Genomic DNA, 18,004 nt, shown 5'->3' on the forward strand with positions numbered 1-18,004 from the left:
ATTCTAGCCAGACGGGCGGGCCTGCCGGTGTACGCGAATGTATTGCGGGGGTGGGGTTGCTGCACAATCCATTACATAGCTGTGCTGGATGGCACCGGCGTTGCCGGTGTTCGCGGGGCGAGCCCGCTCCTACAGGGGCTGGGTGCTCTTCACGGGGGGAGAAGCCGGCGAAGGGCCGCAAGGCGGCCCCAGCGACCTTAGAAGGTCAGGCAGATCTTGCCAAAGTGGCGGTTGCTCTCCTGATACTGGAACGCCTCAACGATCTGTTCCAGCTCGAAATGCTTGTCGACCACCGGCCGCAGGCCATTGCTATCGATCGCCCGTACCATCGCCTGCTGCTGAGCACGGCTGCCGACCAATACCCCTTGCAGACGAATCTGGCGCACCAGCGCCTGGACCAACGGCAGTTGCCCGGCAACCCCGGTGAGGATGCCGATCAGCGACACATGCCCGCCAATGCGCGCGGCAATCATCGACTGCTCCAGGGTCGCCGGGCCACCGACCTCGATGACATGGTCGACACCGCGATTGTCAGTGAGCTGGCGCACCTGCTCACCCCAGGCGGGGGTGGTGCGGTAGTTGATCACATGATCAGCCCCGAGCGCCTTGAGCCGCTCCAGCTTGGCCTCGCTCGACGACGTGGCGATCACCGTTGCCCCGGCCAACTTGGCGAACTGCAGGGCAAAAATGGAAACGCCGCCGGTGCCCTGCACCAGTACGCTGTCGCCAGGCTTGAGGTGGTCATCGGCCATCAGCGCACGCCAGGCGGTGAGGCCGGCGGTGGTCAGGGTGGCGGCTTCGGCGTGGCTGTAACCCTTTGGCGCCAGGGTGAACGCGGTGGCGCGGGCTGTGACCTGCTCGCGGGCATAACCATCGATGCCGTCACCCGGGACAGTGGCGAAGCCCTCGACCAAGGGCTGGCCGTCGAGCCAGTCGGGGAAGAAGGTGCTGACCACGGCATCACCGACCTTGAACTCGCTGACGCCAGCGCCCACCGCGAGCACTTCACCCGCACCATCGGCCATGGGAATGCGTTGTTCGCTCGGCCCCCACATGCCGCTGACCACGGCGAAGTCATGGTAGTTGAGCGAGCTGGCGTGCAGGCGCACGGTGATCTCGCCGGCCTGTGGCGCGACGGCCTCGCAAGTGCCGACCTGAACCTTGTCGTAACCGCCGCCTGGCTGGACGTAGATGGCCTTGCTGCTCATGGCGGTAATTCCTCTGTGATGGGTGAGAAGTGCTGTGCAGCTTAGCCTGCCGCACGGAATGGTTTTCTGGATTGGGGGCGCTTACGGCATGAAGCCTGACGCCCGATCTCTAGCCTGCCAGGATGACAGGACAAGCGGGCCGGATCAGCCCAGCATCGCCCGCAACGCACGGCAGTCCGACACATGCCAGTCGACCAGCTCCGGCCAAGGATTATCCGGCAGGTTGACCAGCACCGTGCGCGCCCCGGCAGCCCGGCCGCAATCAAGGTCGAAGCGGTAATCGCCCACCATCACCAGTTCACTCGGCGCCACCGCCCAGGCCTGGGCAATTTTCAGCAGGCCATCGGGGCTGGGCTTGGGCGCTGCTTCGTCACGGCCCAGAACATCCTCGAGCGCAAAACAATCTGCCAGGCCAATCGCCTCCAGGGTGACATGCGCCAGCTCACGGGCATTCCGGGTCAGGATCCCCAGGCGGCAACCGCGCCCGGCCAACTCGCGAACCAATTCCACTGCGCCACTGGCTGGCGTCGAGGCCAGCGCCAGGTCGCGCTCGTGCTCCAGCAACCAGGCGTGCTTGGCCGCCGCTTCATCGGCCGGCAACGCCGCCAGGTGAGTGAGGATGTCGTCCTCGGCAGGGATGCCCAAGGCCACGCGGATGGCGGCAAAGTCGTGCACGGCCACGGTCAACGTGCCGTCCATGTCGAACACCCAGTTGCGAATGGCAGAAAGGCTCATGCCCAATCCTTGCGATGACGGATCAAGCCTTCCTGGGACGACGACGCCACCAGTTGCCCAGCCCGGTTGTAGATACTGCCCCGGCAGAAGCCACGGGCATTGCCGGCCCACGGGCTGTCGGTGGCATACAGCAGCCAGTCGTCGGCGCGCAGGTTTTGGTGGAACCACAGCGAGTGATCGAGGCTGGCGATCTGCATGTCTTTCATCCACACCGACTTGCCATGCGGCAGCAGCGAGGTGGTCAGCAGGCCGAAGTCGGAGGCATAGGCGAGCAGGTACTTGTGCAGCGCGGGGATGTCCGGCAGGTTGCCGTCGGCGCGGAACCAGGCGTACTTGACCGGATCACCCGGCTTGGGGTTGAACGGGTCGCGCTCGGTCACCGGGCGGATTTCGATCGGCTTGGCGCACAGCACCTTGTCGCGGATGCGCTCCGGCAGGTGGTCAGCCATGGCACTGGCCAGCTCGACTTCACTGGGCAGGTTCTCCGGCCCGACCACATCCGGCATCTGCGCCTGGTGCTCGAAGCCCTCCTCGTCGTACTGGAACGAGGCGCTGCAGGTGAAGATGGTGTGGCCCTTCTGGATCGCCGTCACCCGACGCGTGCTGAAGCTGCCGCCGTCGCGGACCCGGTCGACCGAGTACACCACTGGCAGGCTGGCATCGCCTGGGCGCAGGAAATAGCCGTGCAGCGAGTGCACATGGCGAGCGTCCTCGACCGTCTGGCTGGCCGCAGACAGCGACTGGCCGAGTACCTGGCCGCCGTACAGCTGGCGAAAGCCCAGGTCCTGACTGCGTCCGCGAAACAGGTTTTCCTCGATCGCTTCAAGGCTCAACAGGTCGACCAGGTCGTCCAACACATGGCTCATCGGGGGTTCTCCTTGCTAGGCATCACGGCGCTACAACAGATTTTGAGAGGCAAGATGATACAGGGTTTGTCATCAGTCCCCCGCATGCACGGCCATTCAGCCGCGCAGGGTTTCTTGCCAGTGGCTGCGGTCGATGCGGTACAGCACATGCCGGCGTAACGGGTGGCCGCTGGGCAGGCGCGGGTGCTCGAAGCTGCCCTCCTGGTCTTGGACCATGCCGATCGCCTGCATGACTTTCTGCGACGGCAGATTGCTCTCGGTAGTAAACGACACCACTTCATCCAGGCGCAATTGGGCGAAGGCACAACGCAGGCAGGTCCAGGCCGCCTCGCTGGCGAAACCCAGGCCCCAATGCCGCCGAGCCAGGCGCCAGCCAATCTCCACTGCTGGCGCAAACGGCGCATCGAAGTTGACGTTGAGCAGCCCGGTCATGCCGATGAACGCGCCGCTGTCCTTGCGCTCCAGCGCCCACAGGCCGAAGCCGAACTCATTGAAATGACCACGAATGCGACCGATGAGGGCGGCGGCCTCAAGGCGCGTCAAGGGTGCCGGGAAGTAGCGCATCACCTGCGGATCGGCGCACAGGTTGGCGAACTCGGTCAGGTCGTCGTCGTGCCATTGGCGCAGCACCAGCCGGGCGCTTTCCAGTTGAAGGATGGGGGTCATCGGGCGTGCTCCGGTTTCGCGGTCTGTCAGTCTATAGATTAGGCGCAGTTGGCTCCGCTGCGCGGCACGACCATGGCGCGTGCCCACGCCAACTGGCAGTATCAGCACTGACCCTAGCCGCGATCCGACCATGCCGTTGCCACTGATCTACCACGACGACTACAGCCCGGACTTCCCCGCCGAGCACCGCTTTCCGATGGACAAGTTCCGCCTCCTGCGCGACCACCTGGTCGACAGCGGCCTGACCACGGACCAGGCGCTGCTGCGTCCAGAGATCTGCCCCAACGATATCCTCGCCCTGGCTCACGACCGCGGCTACATCGAGCGCTACCTGAGTGGCGACCTTTCCCGCGAGGACCAACGCCGCCTCGGCCTGCCCTGGAGCGAGGCGCTGGCGCGGCGTACCGTGCGGGCCGTGGGCGGCTCGCTGCTGACGGCGGAAATGGCCTTGCGCGACGGCATCGCCTGTCACCTCGCAGGCGGCACCCATCACGCGCACTACGATCACCCGGCAGGCTTTTGCATCTTCAACGACCTGGCGGTGATCAGCCGTTATCTGCTCGAAGCCGGCCGGGTCCAGCGGGTGCTGATCTTCGATTGCGATGTGCACCAGGGCGACGGTACCGCGCGCATCCTCCACGACACGCCGGAGGCGATCACCGTCTCGCTGCACTGCGAACAGAACTTCCCGGCGCGCAAGGCCGACAGCGACTGGGATATCCCCCTGCCACGGGGTATGGACGACACGGCTTACCTGCAGGTGGTCGACGACGCCCTCAATTACCTGCTGCCGTTGTACCAGCCCGACCTGGTGCTGTACGACGCCGGCGTCGATGTGCACAAGGACGATGCCCTGGGCTACCTGCAGTTGACCGATCAGGGCGTCGCCGCGCGCGACGAAAGCGTGCTGCGCCACTGCCTGGGGCGGGATATTCCGGTGATGGGCGTGATCGGTGGCGGCTACAGCAAAGACCGCACGGCGCTGGCCAGGCGCCACGGCATCCTTCATCACAGCGCAGTAAAAGTCATCAGTTGTTCACAATGACTGTGGAACCGCCTGTGGATAACCTGAGTGAAAGACGCTGCAGCCCTTTGACTGCATGACGTGCAGCCTGCTGATCATTTTTTGAACAGTGCTTCGACACTACGCCCTAGGGTAGAATGCCGGCTCTTTTGTCCACAGCCTGCCGCCCGCCATGCCAGATCAACGCCCCGCTTGCCCTCCCCTCGTCGCCGTGATCGGTGCTGGCCCCGCCGGGCTGATGGCCGCCGAGGCCTTGGCTGCGGCCGGTGTCGCGGTGCAGGTGTTCGACGCCATGCCCTCGGTTGGGCGCAAGTTTCTCCTGGCTGGCGTCGGCGGCATGAACATCACCCACTCCGAGCCTTACCCGGCCTTCGTCGGCCGCTACAGCGAGCGGCGCGACGAGATCGACGCGCTGCTGCGCGACTTTGATGCCGACGCGCTGCGCCAGTGGATTCATGGCCTGGGCATCGAGACCTTTGTCGGCAGTTCTGGCCGGGTGTTTCCGCGCGACATGAAAGCTGCGCCGCTGCTGCGCGCCTGGCTCAAGCGCCTGCGTGACAGCGGGGTAGTTATCCACACCCGCCATCGTTGGCTGGGCTGGAAGGCTGACGGCGCCTTGCGGCTGGGTTATCCACAGGGTGAACTGAGCCTGCAGGCCGATGCCGTGGTGTTGGCCTTGGGTGGAGGCAGTTGGGCGCGGCTGGGTTCAGACGGCGCCTGGCTGCCGCTGCTGGCCGAGCGGGCTGTGGATATCTCGCCGCTGCAACCGAGCAACTGTGGCTTTGAAGTCGAAGGCTGGAGCGCGCTGCTGGTCAGCAAGTTCGCCGGCTCACCGCTGAAGAACATTGCCCTCGGCGTACCGGGCAGCGCCGTGCGCAAAGGCGAGTTCATCCTCACCGCGCAGGGGGTTGAAGGCAGCCTGGTGTATGCCTGGTCGGCCGAGCTGCGTGAGGCCATCAACCGCGACGGCCGCGCCACGCTGTTACTGGACCTGTTGCCGGATCGGCCTGTGGACAACATTGCTCAGGCGCTGGCCAAGCCGCGTGGTTCGCGCTCGATGGCCAAGCACCTGCACAGTCAGTTGGGCATCGATGGGGTGAAGGCGGCGTTGCTGCGGGAATTGACTGATCAGGCCACCTTCGCTGATCCGCAGGCGCTGGCAGCGGCAATCAAGGCCTTGCCGATCGAGCTGGTGCGCACCCGTCCGCTGGATGAGGCGATCAGCAGTGCCGGTGGGGTGCGCTTTGCCGGGTTGGATCAGGGCTTGATGCTGCGGCAGTTGCCGGGGGTGTTCTGCGCCGGTGAGATGCTCGACTGGGAGGCGCCGACCGGGGGGTATTTGCTGACGGCGTGTTTTGCCAGCGGCTTGCGCGCAGGGCGGGCAGCGGCGGATTGGTTGGCCAATAACGCCAGGTAAAGTGCTGGGGCTGCTCCCATAATGTCCGCGCTTACCCTGTAAATAGCGCCATACACGATCTCTGTGGGAGCGGCCTTGTGTCGCGAAAGGGCCGCAAAGCGGCCCAAGGATCTCAAGGCTTGCGCTTGCGCGGCCCGCCATTGAAGCTCGGCACCTTGCGCACCGCCTTGACGGCCGGCTTCGAATCGCCAGCCTCACTGCTGTCCATCCACTTGCCCAAGCCACGCTTGGCGCTATTTTCCTTGGGCTTCTTCGGTTTTTTCGGCTTCTTGATCACCTGCCCACTGGCATCGGTCATCGGTACCCGATGCTCAGGGATGAAGTCCGGCTCTTCATGACGCGGCAAGGTCTGCCGAATCAAGGTCTCGATCGCCGAGAGCATCTGCACTTCATCCGCACACACCAGCGAGATCGCCTCGCCCTTGTTCCCCGCCCGACCGGTACGGCCAATCCGGTGCACATAGTCTTCGGCCACGATCGGCATATCGAGGTTGACCACCAACGGCAGGTCATCGATGTCCAGCCCGCGCGCGGCGACATCGGTCGCCACCAATACCTGGATCTCGCGGGCCTTGAAGGTGTCCAGCGCGCGCTGACGGGTCGCCTGCGGACGATCGCCATGGATGCCATCGGCGTTGACGCCTTCGCTCAGCAGCCGCTCGACCAACTGATCGACACCGTTACGGGTCTTGGCGAACACCAGCACCTGGGTCCAGCGTTGCTTGCGCAGCAAGTAGCAGAACAGGTCGGCCTTGCGCTTCTTGTCGACCGGCACCAACCACTGCTTGACCGTGCTCGCTGCTGCGTTGCGCGGGCTGACTTCGATGCTCAGCGGGTCATTCAGGGCGAGACCTGCGAGCAGGCGGATCTGCTCGGAGAAGGTCGCCGAGAACAGCAGCGTCTGGCGCTTGCGCGGCAGTGCGGCGTACACCGACTGCAGTTCTTCGGCAAAGCCCAGGTCGAGCATGCGGTCGGCTTCGTCGAGCACGAGGATCTGCACCTGGCCGAACTTGACCGCCTTCTGCCGGAACAAATCGAGCAAGCGACCGGGGGTAGCCACCAACAGGTCGACGCCGCGACGCAGGCGCATCATCTGCGGGTTGATGCTGACGCCGCCGTACACCGCATAGGTGGAGAGCGGCAGGTTTTCGGCGTATTCCTGGATATTGCCATGCACCTGCTCGGCCAGCTCGCGGGTCGGCACCAGGACCAGGGCGCGGATCGAATTGCTCGCGACCTTCTCCCCTTCCAAGGCCAGCCGCTGCAACACCGGCAGGGCGAAACCTGCGGTCTTGCCGGTGCCGGTCTGGGCGGCGGCCATCAGGTCGCGGCCGGCCAGCACAGCAGGGATGGCCTGGGCCTGGACTGGGGTCGGGGTGGAGTAGTCGCGCTGCTGCAAAGTGCGCAGCAGCGGTTCGATCAGGCCGAGTTTGGCGAAATTCATGGCAATACCGTCAGGGGGGTTCAGCGAAGGCGGCAGTTTACCGCAACACCCCGCCTCACTTGCACTTTAAAGGGGCGACATCAATGGCGCAGGAGCAACTGCCCTTCAATCGGCACGTAGTGAGTAGCGGCGCGAATCAGCGACAGCGCGGTCAGCCCCGGCGTGCCATACACCACAGCCTCGATCCCGTAACGCTGGATCGCCCGCTCCAGCAACAAGTCGAAATCGCCATCGCCAGAGGCCAGCACCACCTGGTCGACCCGGCTCGCCGCCTCGATCACATCGAGGGTGATGCCCACATCCCAGTCACCCTTGGCCGAGCCATCGGCGCGCTGGATGTAGGGTTTCAGGCGTACCTCAAACCCCAGGTTGCGCAAGATCTGCTGAAACTGCTGCTGCTTGCTGTCGCCACGATCGATTGCATACGCCACCGCCTCGACAATCTGCCCCTGGCGGCTGACTTCAGCCCAGAGCGCGGCATAGTTGAAGTGACAACCGTGGGCCTGGCGAACGGTGTAGTAAAGGTTCTGCACGTCGGCGAACAGCGCGATTTTCTTCACTACAGGGCCTCTATCGACTGGTTGGACAGCACAAGGCCGCTCGTTTGTGGGAGCGGCCTTGTGTCGCAAAAGGGGCGCAGCGCGCCCCCAGAATGCCCAGCAGTATGCCAGAGCCCTCAGACGAAGGTGTCGTCGTCCGAGAAGAAGCCGCCATCGTCGCTGCCGTAATCGCTGTCGGCATAGCCACCCTGGTCGGCACCGTAGCCATTGTCGGCAACCTGCGACTGCCCGCCCTGATCATTCCAGCCGCCGCTGTCACTGGCTGGCGCGGGCTCTTCCTTGATCACCTCGACCACTTCCTCAGGCTGGGAATGATGGTTGAACAGGCTGCTGATGCCCTGCGCCAGCATCACCCCGCCGGCGACCCCGGCAGCAGTTTGCAGGGCGCCGCCGAGGAAGCTCGGAGCGCCGCCACGCGCAGGCGCTGCGTTGAAAGCGGACTGTTGCTGTTGTGGCGCGGCGTAGCCGGGCGCTGATGGCTCGCGCCAGCCTCCACCGGAGGCGACCGGGCGCTGCTGTTGCGGCTGAGCTGCCGGTGCCGCGCTGCGTGCAGGAGCGCCACCACCGCCGCCACCGCCGAAGATGCTCGACAAGAAGCCCCCGCCACTGTTGCCCTCGCGCGGCGCCTGAGCCTGGGCACGGGCTTGCTGCAGCTCGTTCTGCAACTGCTTGTTCTGCTCGTCGAGGCGCTTGAGCGCGGCTTCCTGGACCAGGATTGCCTGGGCCATGTAGTACGGCGCGGCCGGCTGCTGGCGCAGGTGTCCCTCGATGCACGCCTGCGCCTGGGCATCGCGCGGCTGGCTAGGGTCTTCGGCTTGCTTGATGCGACCGAACAGGCCGTCGATCAGGGTTTGTTCTTCAGTGTTCATGGGCTACCTCATGCGCCAAACGGGACATCGGACAGTGTCAAAGATGGGGTGCATGAGGACGCGATTCAATCAGCAGGGGCGTGAAACTTTTTTCAGCTGGGGCCCGACTGGGCTAAAGTTACCGCCCTGCTTTTACTGCCATGCGATGTTGACTGATGAATCCGCTGAGCGTTCTGCGCGACTCCCTGTACTTTTTCCGCCGGCACCTGCCGAACATCGTCCAGCTGTGCCTGCCACTGGTCGTGCTCGAGGCGCTGCTCACCCAGCTGGTGTACCGCCAACTGGGTGAGCAGGCTTCGCCAGCCTACGGCATGCTGATCAGCCTGTTGCTGTATCCGCTGTACAGCGCGGCGCTGATCCTCTACCTCGACACCCGCACCAGCGGCCAGGAGATCCGCAAGCGCGACCTGTTCGCCCGGGCTGTGCAACTGTGGCCACCGCTGGCCTTGCTGATCATGATCAGCACCCTGTTGATCATGGCCGGCCTGGCGCTGTTCGTATTCCCCGGCATCTGGATCATGATCAACCTGGTGTTCGCCGAGTACCTGCTGGTGCTGCGCGGCATGCCGCTGATGTTGGCGATGCGCGAAAGCGCGCGGATGACCACCGGCCACTTCATGCGCATCCTGGTCTGCGTGTTCGTCTCGCTGGCACCGGCGTGGCTGGTGGACGGTCTGCTGATCATGGCCTTCCCGCAGCCCGAGCCAGGCATCCAGTTGCTCATGGACAGCCTGAGCGGCTTGCTGCAGCTGTTCAGCAGCGTGGTGCTGTTCCGGATCTTCATGCTGCTTGAAGCCGACGCTGGCGCTTGAGCTGGCCTGGCGACGAACGGCTCGGTTATGCTGAGGCGACCTGCACCGACAAGCCGAGCCGATGACCCGACTACTGCGCAATGTCCTGCTGTTGCTGATTGTGTTGCTGGCCCTGCTCTGGCTGCTTGCCGAGCACCTGAGCTGGCAACCTGCCCCGCGCGAAGCCGTGCCGGTAGCCTGCCAAGGTGCGGCCAAGCCGCTGCTGCCCGGCCAGGCCTTGCGCGTGATGACCTGGAACGTCCAGCACCTGGCCGGCAAGCGCTACGTGTTCTGGAACGACCAAGGCCAGGGCAGCGATACCCGCGCCACCGCCGAAGACCTGGCCTTCAACCTCGATGAGGTGGCGCGGGTGATCCGCGCCGAGCAACCTGACATCGTCCTGCTCCAGGAGCTGGACAAGGACGCCAAGGCCACGGACTACCAGGATCAGACCGCCCTGCTTCGCGAGCGCCTGGCCGACCTCTACCCGTGCAGCACACAGACGTTCGACTGGCAGGCCGGCTTCGTCCCCGACCGGCATATCTTCGGCAGCGTCGGCCAGACCCTGGCGACCTTGAGCCGCTACCCGATCGCCAAGGCCGAGCGCCTGCAACTGCCCAATAGTGCAAACACCGCCCTGGAGCGACTGCTTGAAGCGCAACCGGCGCTGCTGGTCAGCTACCTGCCGCTGGCGGATGGCAGCCGCCTGGCCGTGCTTAATACGCGCTTGTCGGCTTATCAGCCAGGCAGTGACCTGCAACGCAGGCAACTGGCCCATGTCGCCAAGGTGCTCGACCGCCTGGAAAGCCAAGGCACGCCATGGCTGATCGGCGGCGATTTCAATTCGCTGCCGCTCGGCCAGCAGCGCCGTCTAGCGCCGGAGCAGCGTGATGGTTATCCGGCCGACAGCGATCTGCACCTGCTGTGGGACAAGTACCCGATGATCCCCAGCAATGCCGAGGCTGGCGGAGCTGAGCGCGGGGTGTGGCTCACGCATTTTCCTAACGACCCCAGCGTCAGTGGCCCGGATCGCACGCTCGACTACATCGTGCATAGCCCGAAGATTTTGCGGGTTGAGGCCAAGGTTCTGCAGCAGGACACCCTGCAGATTTCCGATCACCTGCCGGTTTCGGCGCAGCTTCGCCTACCTGCCGCAGCCAGCCAGTAAACGTGGCGTCATTCAGTTGCGAAAGCGCAGCAGCGCCTCGCTGATCTTGGCCTTGGGGATTTTCTGCAGGGTGCAGAACAGCGCGTGGCCAACGTTGCTCAGACCGTGGTTGTGGCGCAGTTCCAAGGCCATGTGCTGCAGCAGGTTGGCGGCCATCTCGGCATCGGCCATGGCCCGGTGAGCGGTGCCGGTGTTGGGCAGGTTGGCCCAACGGGTCAGGGTGCCGAGCTTGTGATCGGGCGCCGCCTGCAGCAGACGCCGAGCCAACAGCAAGGAGCAGGCGAAGGGCTGCGCGCGTTGGCGTCGCACCAGGCCAAGTTCGTAGTCCCAGAACCTCTGGTCGAACGAAGCGTTGTGGGCAACCAACGGCGTATTGCCGACAAACTCGGCGACTTCGTTCATCACCTGAGCGGCCGAGGGTGCACTGCGCACCATGGCCGTGGTGATGCCGGTCAGCCCGGTGATAAACCCCGGGATCGGCACACCAGCGTTCATCAGGCTCTGGTAGCGCTCGACAATCTCCCCGCGCTCCAGCATGACCACAGCGACTTCCGTGGCGCGGGCGTTGCCTGGGACCAGGCCAGTGGTTTCAAAGTCGATGACGGCTATACGTTCCAAAACAACTCCAACAACAGCAATGCTGCAATGACAGGGCGCCTTTGATCGGCACGCCATGCTTGCAGATGATGTGCTCTCCCTGCAAGTCGTGGCGATGTTCTGCAGGGCGGGCACCTGGACCAATCTTCGCCACCGACTGCGGCGTCATTCAACCTGCCGCAAAGGCAAAAACTCGGGAACTGCTGATCCAGCCGTTCGCAACAGAGCCAGTTAATCTTGTGCACCAATGTGTACATCGCTTCAGACTTGAATCGCGATTGAGGGTGAACCGGATGGCCTCTTCGCGGGGCAAGCCCGCTCCTACAGGGGGGGCGGTGTACTTACGGGCTTATGCTCTTGTTGACTTGGCAGAGACCCTGTAGGAGCGGGCTTGACCCGGGTACAAACCGGAGACATCGTTTACATTTCAAACCGGGGACATGGTTTACAGGCTAATACGCATGATCAGGAGGTATTTGATCATGCCCTGGAACCAAGAGTCCCCCATGGATCAACGAGTCAGATTGATTGGCGAATGGCTTTCCGGTGATTACACCAAGAGTCAGCTTGCTCGCCGGTACAACGTCAGCCGCCCCACGATCGACAAATGGATATCGCGATATTCTGCGGGCGGCGTTGAAGCGCTGTCCGATGCCTCACGGCGTCCCGACAACAGTCCTAACAAGACAAGTGATGAGCTGTTGGCCCGCATTGTTGCGATGAAAGAAGCGCACGACAAATGGGGCCCCAAGAAGCTCATTGAGCTGTTGCGCCTTGAAGATCCATCCGTTGACTGGCCGTCCCCGAGCACCGCAGGGCAGTGGCTAGACCGACTGGGCATGGTTCACAAACGTGGGCCAAAGCGGCGATACGGGAAAAGCCCCACAAAGATGAGAGAGGCCAACGAGCCGAACAAGACCTGGTGCATCGACTACAAGGGCCAGTTCAAAATGCTCAACGGCCAGTGGTGCTACCCGCTAACAGTCACGGACCACGCCTCGCGCCTCCTCTTGGCCTGCAAAGCCCACAAGAACATCATGACGCAGCCGGTCATACAGACGCTTGAGTGGCTTTTTCAGGAGCATGGAATGCCAGAGGTAATCCGCTCTGACAACGGCAGCCCATTTGCTTCAGTCGGGCTGGCAAGGATGTCCACTATCGCTGTTTGGTTGATCCGCCTCGGGATTTTTCCCGAACGGACCGCTCCCGCGCGCCCAGATCAGAATGGTCGTCACGAGCGGATGCATCGCAGCATGAAGCTTGAACTGCCTCTGGGTCACAATCTGATCCATCAACAATTGTTGCTTGAGCATTTCCGCCACGAATTCAACTATGTCCGTCCCCACGAAGCACTGGGGATGAAGCGTCCATTTGAGCTGTATGTACCATCCAATCGGCCTTACCCCGGATGTCTGCCTGTCGTGGAGTATCCCGCCGAAATGGCTGTCCGCAGTGTCAGGCAAAATGGCTCGATCAAGTGGAAAGGCAAGCTGCTGTTCATCAGCGAGGCCTTGTCTGGCGAGAGGATTGGCCTGAAAGAGGTGGAGGATGATATTTGGGATGTGTTTCTGTGTGACCATCTCCTGGGGAGGCTGGAACGGGGTGAAAACCGCGTTCAAGCCTCAAATGTGTAAACCATGTCCCCGGTTTAAGATGTAAAGGATGTCTCCGGTCGTACACCCGCGAACACCGGCAAAGCCGGTGCCATTCACCCAAACAGCAGTCAGGTCCCCCGCGGCTTGGCCCGTGCAGTAGCCTCCGCAACCAAGGGATCATCGGGCCAGTAGTGCTTCGGGTACCGCCCTTTGAGATCCTTCTTCACCTCGGCATAGGTCGTCCGCCAGAAGTTTGCCAGGTCCTGCGTTACCTGCACCGGCCGCCGCGCCGGCGATAACAGGTGCAGCTTTACCTGCTGGCGACCCTGGGCGATCCGCGGGGTGTCGGCCAGACCGAACAGCTCCTGCAAACGTACCGCAAGGATCGGCGGGAATTCGCTGTAGTCGAGGCGGATGTTCGAACCCGAGGGCACGTGCAGGTGCTCCGGCGCCCACTCGTCCAGACGCTGCGGCAGCGGCCATGGCAGCAGGTTGCGCAGGATCGAGGACAGGTCGAGCTGGGCGAAATGACTCAGCCGCGAGACCTTGCCGAGATAAGGCTGCAGCCAGTCTTCGAGGCTGGCGAGCAAGGCCTCATCAGACAGATCGGGCCAAACGCTCTCGGCACTTTTCTCAAGATCCAACTGCCGCAGCAGCGCCACACGCGCTTGCCACTGACGCAGCCCAGGCGTCCACGGCAACAGCGCCAGGCTCTTGCGCCGGACCAGGCCAAGCAAGGCCCGCGCCCGCGCCTCGTCGTTCAGACCAGGCAACGCTTCGCGGCTGAGCACCAGCTCGCCCACCTTGCGCTGGCGCTCGGCGCGCAGGACCTGTTCGCGCTCATCCCAATCGAGCAGGTCGAGGGTTTCGACCTGTTCAGCGAGCACATCGTCGAACAGGCCGGCGTCGAATTCGGCCGCCAGATAGATACGCTCTTCACGCTGGCCCTGACGACTACCCAGATCGGCGATCACCAGCCACGGGCATTTCATCAAGGCATCGACCTCGGCAAACAATGCCGCGCGACCATTGGCCAGACGATATTCGGCACCGCCTTCGCGGCGCTGCTGGGCGACGCGGTCGGGGTACGCCAGCGCCAGCAACGCGCCCAGCCAACGTGGATGCTCAGGATCGGCCACCGCCGCCGCTGACTTGCCGCGCAGCAAACCGCGGTACTGCCGGGCCAACTGCCGCGCACGCTGCACGCCACCCTGGCCGCCACGGGACGCTCGGCTTTCACCACTGAGCAGGGTCAGCCGAGTGTGCAGGTCGGCGCCGCCGCCGCGCTGAATATCACGCTCGCCCAGCAGCGCAGCGACGTTGCAGGCCATCTCGGTCAAGCCCAGGTAGTGCCCGCGCAACAGCAGGTGGGCGATGCGTGGATGCGCCGGCAATTCGGCCATGGCCTGGCCGTGTTCAGCGAGGTTGTCGCGACTGCCAGGCTTGAACGCACCCAGGCGGGCAAGCAAGTCCTGGGACTGGGCATAGGCAGCCGGCGGCGGTTGATCGAGCCAGCGCAGTTGCTCAGGGCTTACGCCCCAGCGCGCCAGCTGCAGGGCGAGGCCGGCAAGGTCGACCTGGAGAATCTCGGCCGTGCCATGCGCCGCCAGCTGTTCATGCTGGGCTTCAGACCACAAGCGATAGCACACGCCCGGCTCCAGGCGCCCGGCGCGGCCGGCACGCTGGGTGGCGCTGGCACGAGAGATACGCTGAGTGTCCAGGCGGGTCATGCCGCTGCCTGGATCGAAGCGCGGCACCCGCGCCAGCCCGGCGTCGATCACCACCCGCACCCCATCGATGGTCAGGCTGGTCTCGGCGATGTTGGTCGCCAGCACCACCTTGCGCTGGCCCTTGGCGGGCGGCTCGATCGCCGCGCGCTGGGCGTTCAGGTCGAGCTCGCCATGCAATGGGCAGAGGAGGATGCCGGGCCGTTCGCCGACCGCCTCCAGCAAGGCTTGATGCACCCGGCGGATCTCGGCCTGGCCCGGCAAAAACACCAACAGGCTGCCGGTTTGATCGGCCAACGCCTGTAGCACGCAGTCGACCACGCGTGGCTCGATGAACTCGCCCGGCTGGTACGGCCGCCCCCAGTTGATCGTCACCGGGTGCATGCGCCCTTCGCTGCTGACCACCGGCGCATCATCGAGCAGACGCGACAAGCGCTCGCCTTCCAGGGTCGCCGACATCAGCAGGATTTTCAGCGGTGGATCGTCGCGCAGCAGCTCGCGGCCGTTGAGGCTCAGGGCCAGGGCAAGGTCAGCGTCCAGCGAGCGCTCGTGGTATTCGTCGAAGATCAGCAAGCCAACGCCGTCCAGCGCCGGGTCAGCCTGCAAGCGGCGGGTGAGAATACCTTCGGTGACCACTTCGATGCGCGTGTTGGGGCCGACCTTGCTGTCCAGCCGAATGCGATAACCGACCGTTTCACCGACCTGCTCGCCCAGCTCGCTGGCCAGCCGCTCGGCCGCCGCGCGCGCAGCCAGCCGGCGCGGTTCGAGCATGACGATACGCTGCCCGGCCAGCCACGGCTGGTCGAGCAGGGCCAGTGGCACGCGGGTGGTCTTGCCGGCACCGGGTGGCGCCTCCAGCACGGCTTCGTGGCGCTCGCTCAGGGCCTGACGCAGCGCGGGCAGTACGGCATCGATCGGTAATGAAATCATGGTGGTCCTCGAACTGGCCGGCGAGTATAACGGCGAACCGGCCACGGCCAATCATGGTCATAGTATTTGCTACAGGCTGATTGCCTGTATCGTTGCGACTTACCTTCGGAGATTTACATGCGCATCCAATCCCGCGTCATCGGTGGCGTAATGGTCGCCACCCTGCTGACCCAGCTGACGGCCTGCGGCACGCTGTTCTATCCAGACCGTCGCGGCCAGATCGAAGGCAAGATCGACCCGGTGGTCGCTGCCCTCGACGCCGTCGGCATCCTGTTCTACGTGATTCCTGGGCTGATCGCGTTCGGTATCGACTTCGCCACCGGCGCTATCTACTACCCCGGCGGCACCACCGCCCAGGTCGATCCAGCCACGCTCAAGCCGGCGATCAATGCCGATGGCACGGTCGACAACGCCAAGCTGCAGGCTATCCTCGAAAGCGAACTGGGCCAGCGCCTGCCGCTGAACGACCCGCGCCTGATCCAGCATCGCGGCAGTGTCGAGCAGTTGGCCGCCTACAGCCTGGTACCGGCTGCCTGACCCGACCAAGGACGATACCCGCGGCATGACCACCCCAACGGCAGAACAGCAACGCCTGCTGCGCCTGGCCACACGCGCCTCGCTGGCGGTGGCCAGTATCCTGGTCGTCAGCAAGGCGCTGGGCTGGTGGCTGAGTGGTTCGGTCAGCCTGCTGGCGGGGCTGACCGACTCGGCCCTGGACGCCGTGGCATCGTTTCTCAACCTGCTTGCCGTGCATTACGCGCTGCGTCCGGCCGACGACGATCATCGCTTCGGCCACGGCAAGGCCGAGGCACTGGCGGGCATGGCCCAGGCGCTGTTCATCGGGGTCAGTGCCGTGCTGATCGGCGTACAGGCCGTTCAGCGCCTGCGCTCACCGGAGCCGCTTGGCGATACGGCGGCCGGCATCGCGGTGATGCTGTTGTCGCTGGTGCTGACCGTGGCGCTGCTGGCCTTGCAGCGCAAGGTGATCCGCGCCACCGGTTCTACGGCGGTGCGCGCCGACTCGCTGCATTACCGCTCCGACCTGCTGCTCAATGGCAGCATTCTGCTCGCCCTGTTACTCGCTCGGTTTGGCTGGCCGCAGCTGGATGCGCTGTTTGGCCTGGGCATCGCGTTTTATATCCTGTGGAGTGCAGTGCAGATCGCTCGGGAGAGTACCGCGATCCTCATGGACAAGGAGCTGCCGGCGGATGTCGGTGAGCGGATGCTTGAGTTGGTCAGTGCGATCCCTGGGGTGCAGGGGGTACATGATTTACGCACGCGGGTGTCGGGCAGTTACTGGTTCGTGCAGTTGCACCTGGAATTACCGGGGGCGTTGGCGCTGCATGAGGCGCATGAGTTGTGTGAGCAGGCGTCGGCGGTGATTCGGCAGCGTTATCCACAGGCGGATGTGCTGGTGCATGCGGATCCGGTGTAAGAGGTCGGGAGCTGCGTTGGAGGTGCCGGCCTCTTCGCGGGGCAAGCCCGCTCCTACAGAATGTGCGTAGGGGCGGCACTGGCACACCTCAGTTGATGCTGTAACCCCGCCCGCTCAAGCAAGCGCCCATCGCCCGGCGGTAGTTATCCGCGACATTGGCCGGCGGCGCATAGCTCGCCTGCGCCGGGTCAAAGCCGGTCTGCTCTACTGCCCAACGATGACACTGATAACGGTCCTGATCCTGCTGCTGCGGCGTCTGTCCATACGCCGGATAAGCGATCACGTCGTAGCCTGCCGTGGCCTGCGGTGCTTGAATCGGAGCGGTTGTGGGCGGGTTGACCACCACGTACTCGCGACTGTCGGCCTGGTACTGGTAGTAGGTATCCGCAGCCAGGAAGAACAACGCGCCGCTCAGCCAGACCTCCCGCGCATACGACGGCAGGTAGTTCACGCGAACGCCATAGGGCGGTCGCACCACGACGTAGCCTGGCCCATTCGGGCGGTACCAGTAACCGCCAGAATAGAAGTAGTCCTGACCGCGGTAAGGCACCTTCCAGTAGCGGTCCGGGAAGCGCTCGACCGCGTGCCCAGGCCGATACTGCGGCCCCGGCCCCCAGCCATTGCCATGCCCATCCGGACGCCCCGGCCAGCTATCCCCAGGCCGCTGCCCCGGCCCGCCGGCCTGATACTGGCGGTTGTCGCCATTGCGCCGGGGGATGTCCTGGTAGTAGCCCTGGCGCGGCGGCTGGGTCTGGCGCACTTCGTCGCGCGAGTTCAGCGGCGAGCCGCCGCCCGCGTTAGGGTCCTGTGGACCGTGCCCGCCATGGCCCTCGCCCGGCCCTTGGGCCAACGCCCCCAGGCTGAGGCCCATGCCCAGCAAACCAACCCCGGCCAACTGCCTGATGCGCGACCCCATGGCGTTCCTCTCGATTAACCGCACTGCAATGCTAGGCAGTCTACCGCGCACCGGAA

Annotated in this window: 17 protein-coding genes; 7 read left to right on the top strand and 10 right to left on the bottom strand. The window is 64.3% G+C overall.

All coding sequences use genetic code 11. The features are described from left to right. Window positions 1-197: 197 nt before the first annotated feature. The 4 genes from J3B00_RS25600 to J3B00_RS25615 all read right to left on the bottom strand — a co-directional run bounded on the left by J3B00_RS25600 (window position 198) and on the right by J3B00_RS25615 (window position 3,475). Window positions 198-1,208, bottom strand: a complete 1,011-nt coding sequence (locus J3B00_RS25600; protein ID WP_209874063.1) for an NAD(P)-dependent alcohol dehydrogenase — start codon at window positions 1,206-1,208, stop codon at window positions 198-200. Between the two features lie 144 nt (window positions 1,209-1,352). Beyond that, on the bottom strand, window positions 1,353-1,943 hold the full coding sequence (locus J3B00_RS25605; protein ID WP_209874066.1) for an HAD family hydrolase: 591 nt from the start codon (window positions 1,941-1,943) through the stop codon (window positions 1,353-1,355). Next, entirely contained in the window at window positions 1,940-2,809 is an 870-nt protein-coding gene (gene tesB / locus J3B00_RS25610) for an acyl-CoA thioesterase II (protein ID WP_209874069.1), read from the bottom strand. The genes J3B00_RS25605 and tesB overlap by 4 nt, the downstream gene beginning before the upstream one ends. 96 nt (window positions 2,810-2,905) lie before the next feature. After that, entirely contained in the window at window positions 2,906-3,475 is a 570-nt protein-coding gene (locus tag J3B00_RS25615) for a GNAT family N-acetyltransferase (protein WP_209874072.1), read from the bottom strand. 130 nt (window positions 3,476-3,605) lie between these two features. On the opposite strand from J3B00_RS25615, the gene J3B00_RS25620 reads away from it, so the two are divergent. Both J3B00_RS25620 and J3B00_RS25625 read left to right on the top strand, forming a co-directional pair. Then, window positions 3,606-4,520 (top strand): histone deacetylase, encoded by a 915-nt coding sequence (locus tag J3B00_RS25620; protein WP_209875160.1) that lies wholly within the window; start codon window positions 3,606-3,608, stop codon window positions 4,518-4,520. A gap of 151 nt (window positions 4,521-4,671) precedes the next feature. Then, window positions 4,672-5,916 carry a TIGR03862 family flavoprotein gene (locus J3B00_RS25625; RefSeq protein WP_209874075.1) on the top strand — a complete coding sequence of 415 codons (1,245 nt, stop codon included), beginning with the start codon at window positions 4,672-4,674 and terminating at the stop codon, window positions 5,914-5,916. 112 nt (window positions 5,917-6,028) lie between these two features. On the opposite strand, the gene J3B00_RS25630 is transcribed toward J3B00_RS25625, so the two are convergent. From J3B00_RS25630 to J3B00_RS25640, 3 genes are all read right to left on the bottom strand, one after another. Further along, window positions 6,029-7,360, bottom strand: coding sequence for a DEAD/DEAH box helicase (locus J3B00_RS25630; protein ID WP_209874078.1), 1,332 nt, complete (start codon window positions 7,358-7,360; stop codon window positions 6,029-6,031). 80 nt (window positions 7,361-7,440) lie between these two features. Continuing rightward, the gene (locus tag J3B00_RS25635) at window positions 7,441-7,920 is read right to left on the bottom strand and encodes an NYN domain-containing protein (RefSeq protein WP_209874081.1); all 480 of its coding nucleotides are present in this window, start codon (window positions 7,918-7,920) and stop codon (window positions 7,441-7,443) included. 116 nt (window positions 7,921-8,036) lie between these two features. Then, window positions 8,037-8,789: a DUF2076 domain-containing protein gene (locus J3B00_RS25640; RefSeq protein WP_209874084.1), complete on the bottom strand. Its 753-nt coding sequence runs from the start codon at window positions 8,787-8,789 to the stop codon at window positions 8,037-8,039. Window positions 8,790-8,944: 155 nt separating this feature from the next. Here J3B00_RS25640 and J3B00_RS25645 point away from each other — a divergent pair, with 155 nt between their 5' ends. Both J3B00_RS25645 and J3B00_RS25650 read left to right on the top strand, forming a co-directional pair. Beyond that, a complete protein-coding gene (locus J3B00_RS25645; protein ID WP_209874087.1) occupies window positions 8,945-9,601 on the top strand; it encodes a YciC family protein in 657 nt (218 codons plus the stop codon). Window positions 9,602-9,662: 61 nt separating this feature from the next. Further along, complete coding sequence (locus J3B00_RS25650) at window positions 9,663-10,748, top strand: endonuclease/exonuclease/phosphatase family protein (protein WP_209874089.1); 1,086 nt, start codon at window positions 9,663-9,665, stop codon at window positions 10,746-10,748. 12 nt (window positions 10,749-10,760) lie between these two features. On the opposite strand, the gene J3B00_RS25655 is transcribed toward J3B00_RS25650, so the two are convergent. Then, window positions 10,761-11,366: a 3'-5' exonuclease gene (locus J3B00_RS25655; protein ID WP_209874092.1), complete on the bottom strand. Its 606-nt coding sequence runs from the start codon at window positions 11,364-11,366 to the stop codon at window positions 10,761-10,763. 485 nt (window positions 11,367-11,851) lie between these two features. On the opposite strand from J3B00_RS25655, the gene J3B00_RS25660 reads away from it, so the two are divergent. Continuing rightward, entirely contained in the window at window positions 11,852-12,979 is a 1,128-nt protein-coding gene (locus J3B00_RS25660) for a DDE-type integrase/transposase/recombinase (protein ID WP_245362473.1), read from the top strand. 89 nt (window positions 12,980-13,068) lie between these two features. Here J3B00_RS25660 and hrpB read toward each other — a convergent pair whose 3' ends face one another. Further along, on the bottom strand, window positions 13,069-15,597 hold the full coding sequence (hrpB, locus tag J3B00_RS25665; protein ID WP_209874095.1) for an ATP-dependent helicase HrpB: 2,529 nt from the start codon (window positions 15,595-15,597) through the stop codon (window positions 13,069-13,071). A gap of 117 nt (window positions 15,598-15,714) precedes the next feature. Between hrpB and J3B00_RS25670 the strand changes: the two genes are divergently transcribed. After that, window positions 15,715-16,134, top strand: a complete 420-nt coding sequence (locus tag J3B00_RS25670) for a polyribonucleotide nucleotidyltransferase (protein ID WP_209874098.1) — start codon at window positions 15,715-15,717, stop codon at window positions 16,132-16,134. Window positions 16,135-16,159: 25 nt separating this feature from the next. Further along, on the top strand, window positions 16,160-17,032 hold the full coding sequence (locus J3B00_RS25675; RefSeq protein ID WP_209875163.1) for a cation diffusion facilitator family transporter: 873 nt from the start codon (window positions 16,160-16,162) through the stop codon (window positions 17,030-17,032). A gap of 88 nt (window positions 17,033-17,120) precedes the next feature. Here the strand turns inward: J3B00_RS25675 and J3B00_RS25680 are convergent, their stop codons facing one another. Next, window positions 17,121-17,948, bottom strand: a complete 828-nt coding sequence (locus J3B00_RS25680) for a DUF6515 family protein (RefSeq protein ID WP_209874101.1) — start codon at window positions 17,946-17,948, stop codon at window positions 17,121-17,123. Window positions 17,949-18,004: the final 56 nt, after the last annotated feature.

Origin of the sequence: Pseudomonas sp. BP8, from assembly GCF_017875955.1 — a bacterium.
Taxonomy (GTDB): domain Bacteria; phylum Pseudomonadota; class Gammaproteobacteria; order Pseudomonadales; family Pseudomonadaceae; genus Aquipseudomonas.

Excerpts from the sequence above, each read along its gene's own strand:
- J3B00_RS25600 (WP_209874063.1), bottom strand. The coding sequence starts at position 1,208 with ATGAGCAGCAAGGCCATCTACGTCCAGCCAGGCGGCGGTTACGACAAG.
- J3B00_RS25620 (WP_209875160.1), top strand. The coding sequence starts at position 3,606 with ATGCCGTTGCCACTGATCTACCACGACGACTACAGCCCGGACTTCCCC.
- J3B00_RS25615 (WP_209874072.1), bottom strand. The coding sequence starts at position 3,475 with ATGACCCCCATCCTTCAACTGGAAAGCGCCCGGCTGGTGCTGCGCCAA.
- J3B00_RS25680 (WP_209874101.1), bottom strand. The coding sequence starts at position 17,948 with ATGGGGTCGCGCATCAGGCAGTTGGCCGGGGTTGGTTTGCTGGGCATG.
- J3B00_RS25645 (WP_209874087.1), top strand. The coding sequence starts at position 8,945 with ATGAATCCGCTGAGCGTTCTGCGCGACTCCCTGTACTTTTTCCGCCGG.
- tesB (WP_209874069.1), bottom strand. The coding sequence starts at position 2,809 with ATGAGCCATGTGTTGGACGACCTGGTCGACCTGTTGAGCCTTGAAGCG.
- J3B00_RS25670 (WP_209874098.1), top strand. The coding sequence starts at position 15,715 with ATGCGCATCCAATCCCGCGTCATCGGTGGCGTAATGGTCGCCACCCTG.
- J3B00_RS25640 (WP_209874084.1), bottom strand. The coding sequence starts at position 8,789 with ATGAACACTGAAGAACAAACCCTGATCGACGGCCTGTTCGGTCGCATC.
- J3B00_RS25630 (WP_209874078.1), bottom strand. The coding sequence starts at position 7,360 with ATGAATTTCGCCAAACTCGGCCTGATCGAACCGCTGCTGCGCACTTTG.
- J3B00_RS25625 (WP_209874075.1), top strand. The coding sequence starts at position 4,672 with ATGCCAGATCAACGCCCCGCTTGCCCTCCCCTCGTCGCCGTGATCGGT.
- hrpB (WP_209874095.1), bottom strand. The coding sequence starts at position 15,597 with ATGATTTCATTACCGATCGATGCCGTACTGCCCGCGCTGCGTCAGGCC.
- J3B00_RS25650 (WP_209874089.1), top strand. The coding sequence starts at position 9,663 with ATGACCCGACTACTGCGCAATGTCCTGCTGTTGCTGATTGTGTTGCTG.
- J3B00_RS25660 (WP_245362473.1), top strand. The coding sequence starts at position 11,852 with ATGGATCAACGAGTCAGATTGATTGGCGAATGGCTTTCCGGTGATTAC.
- J3B00_RS25605 (WP_209874066.1), bottom strand. The coding sequence starts at position 1,943 with ATGAGCCTTTCTGCCATTCGCAACTGGGTGTTCGACATGGACGGCACG.
- J3B00_RS25675 (WP_209875163.1), top strand. The coding sequence starts at position 16,160 with ATGACCACCCCAACGGCAGAACAGCAACGCCTGCTGCGCCTGGCCACA.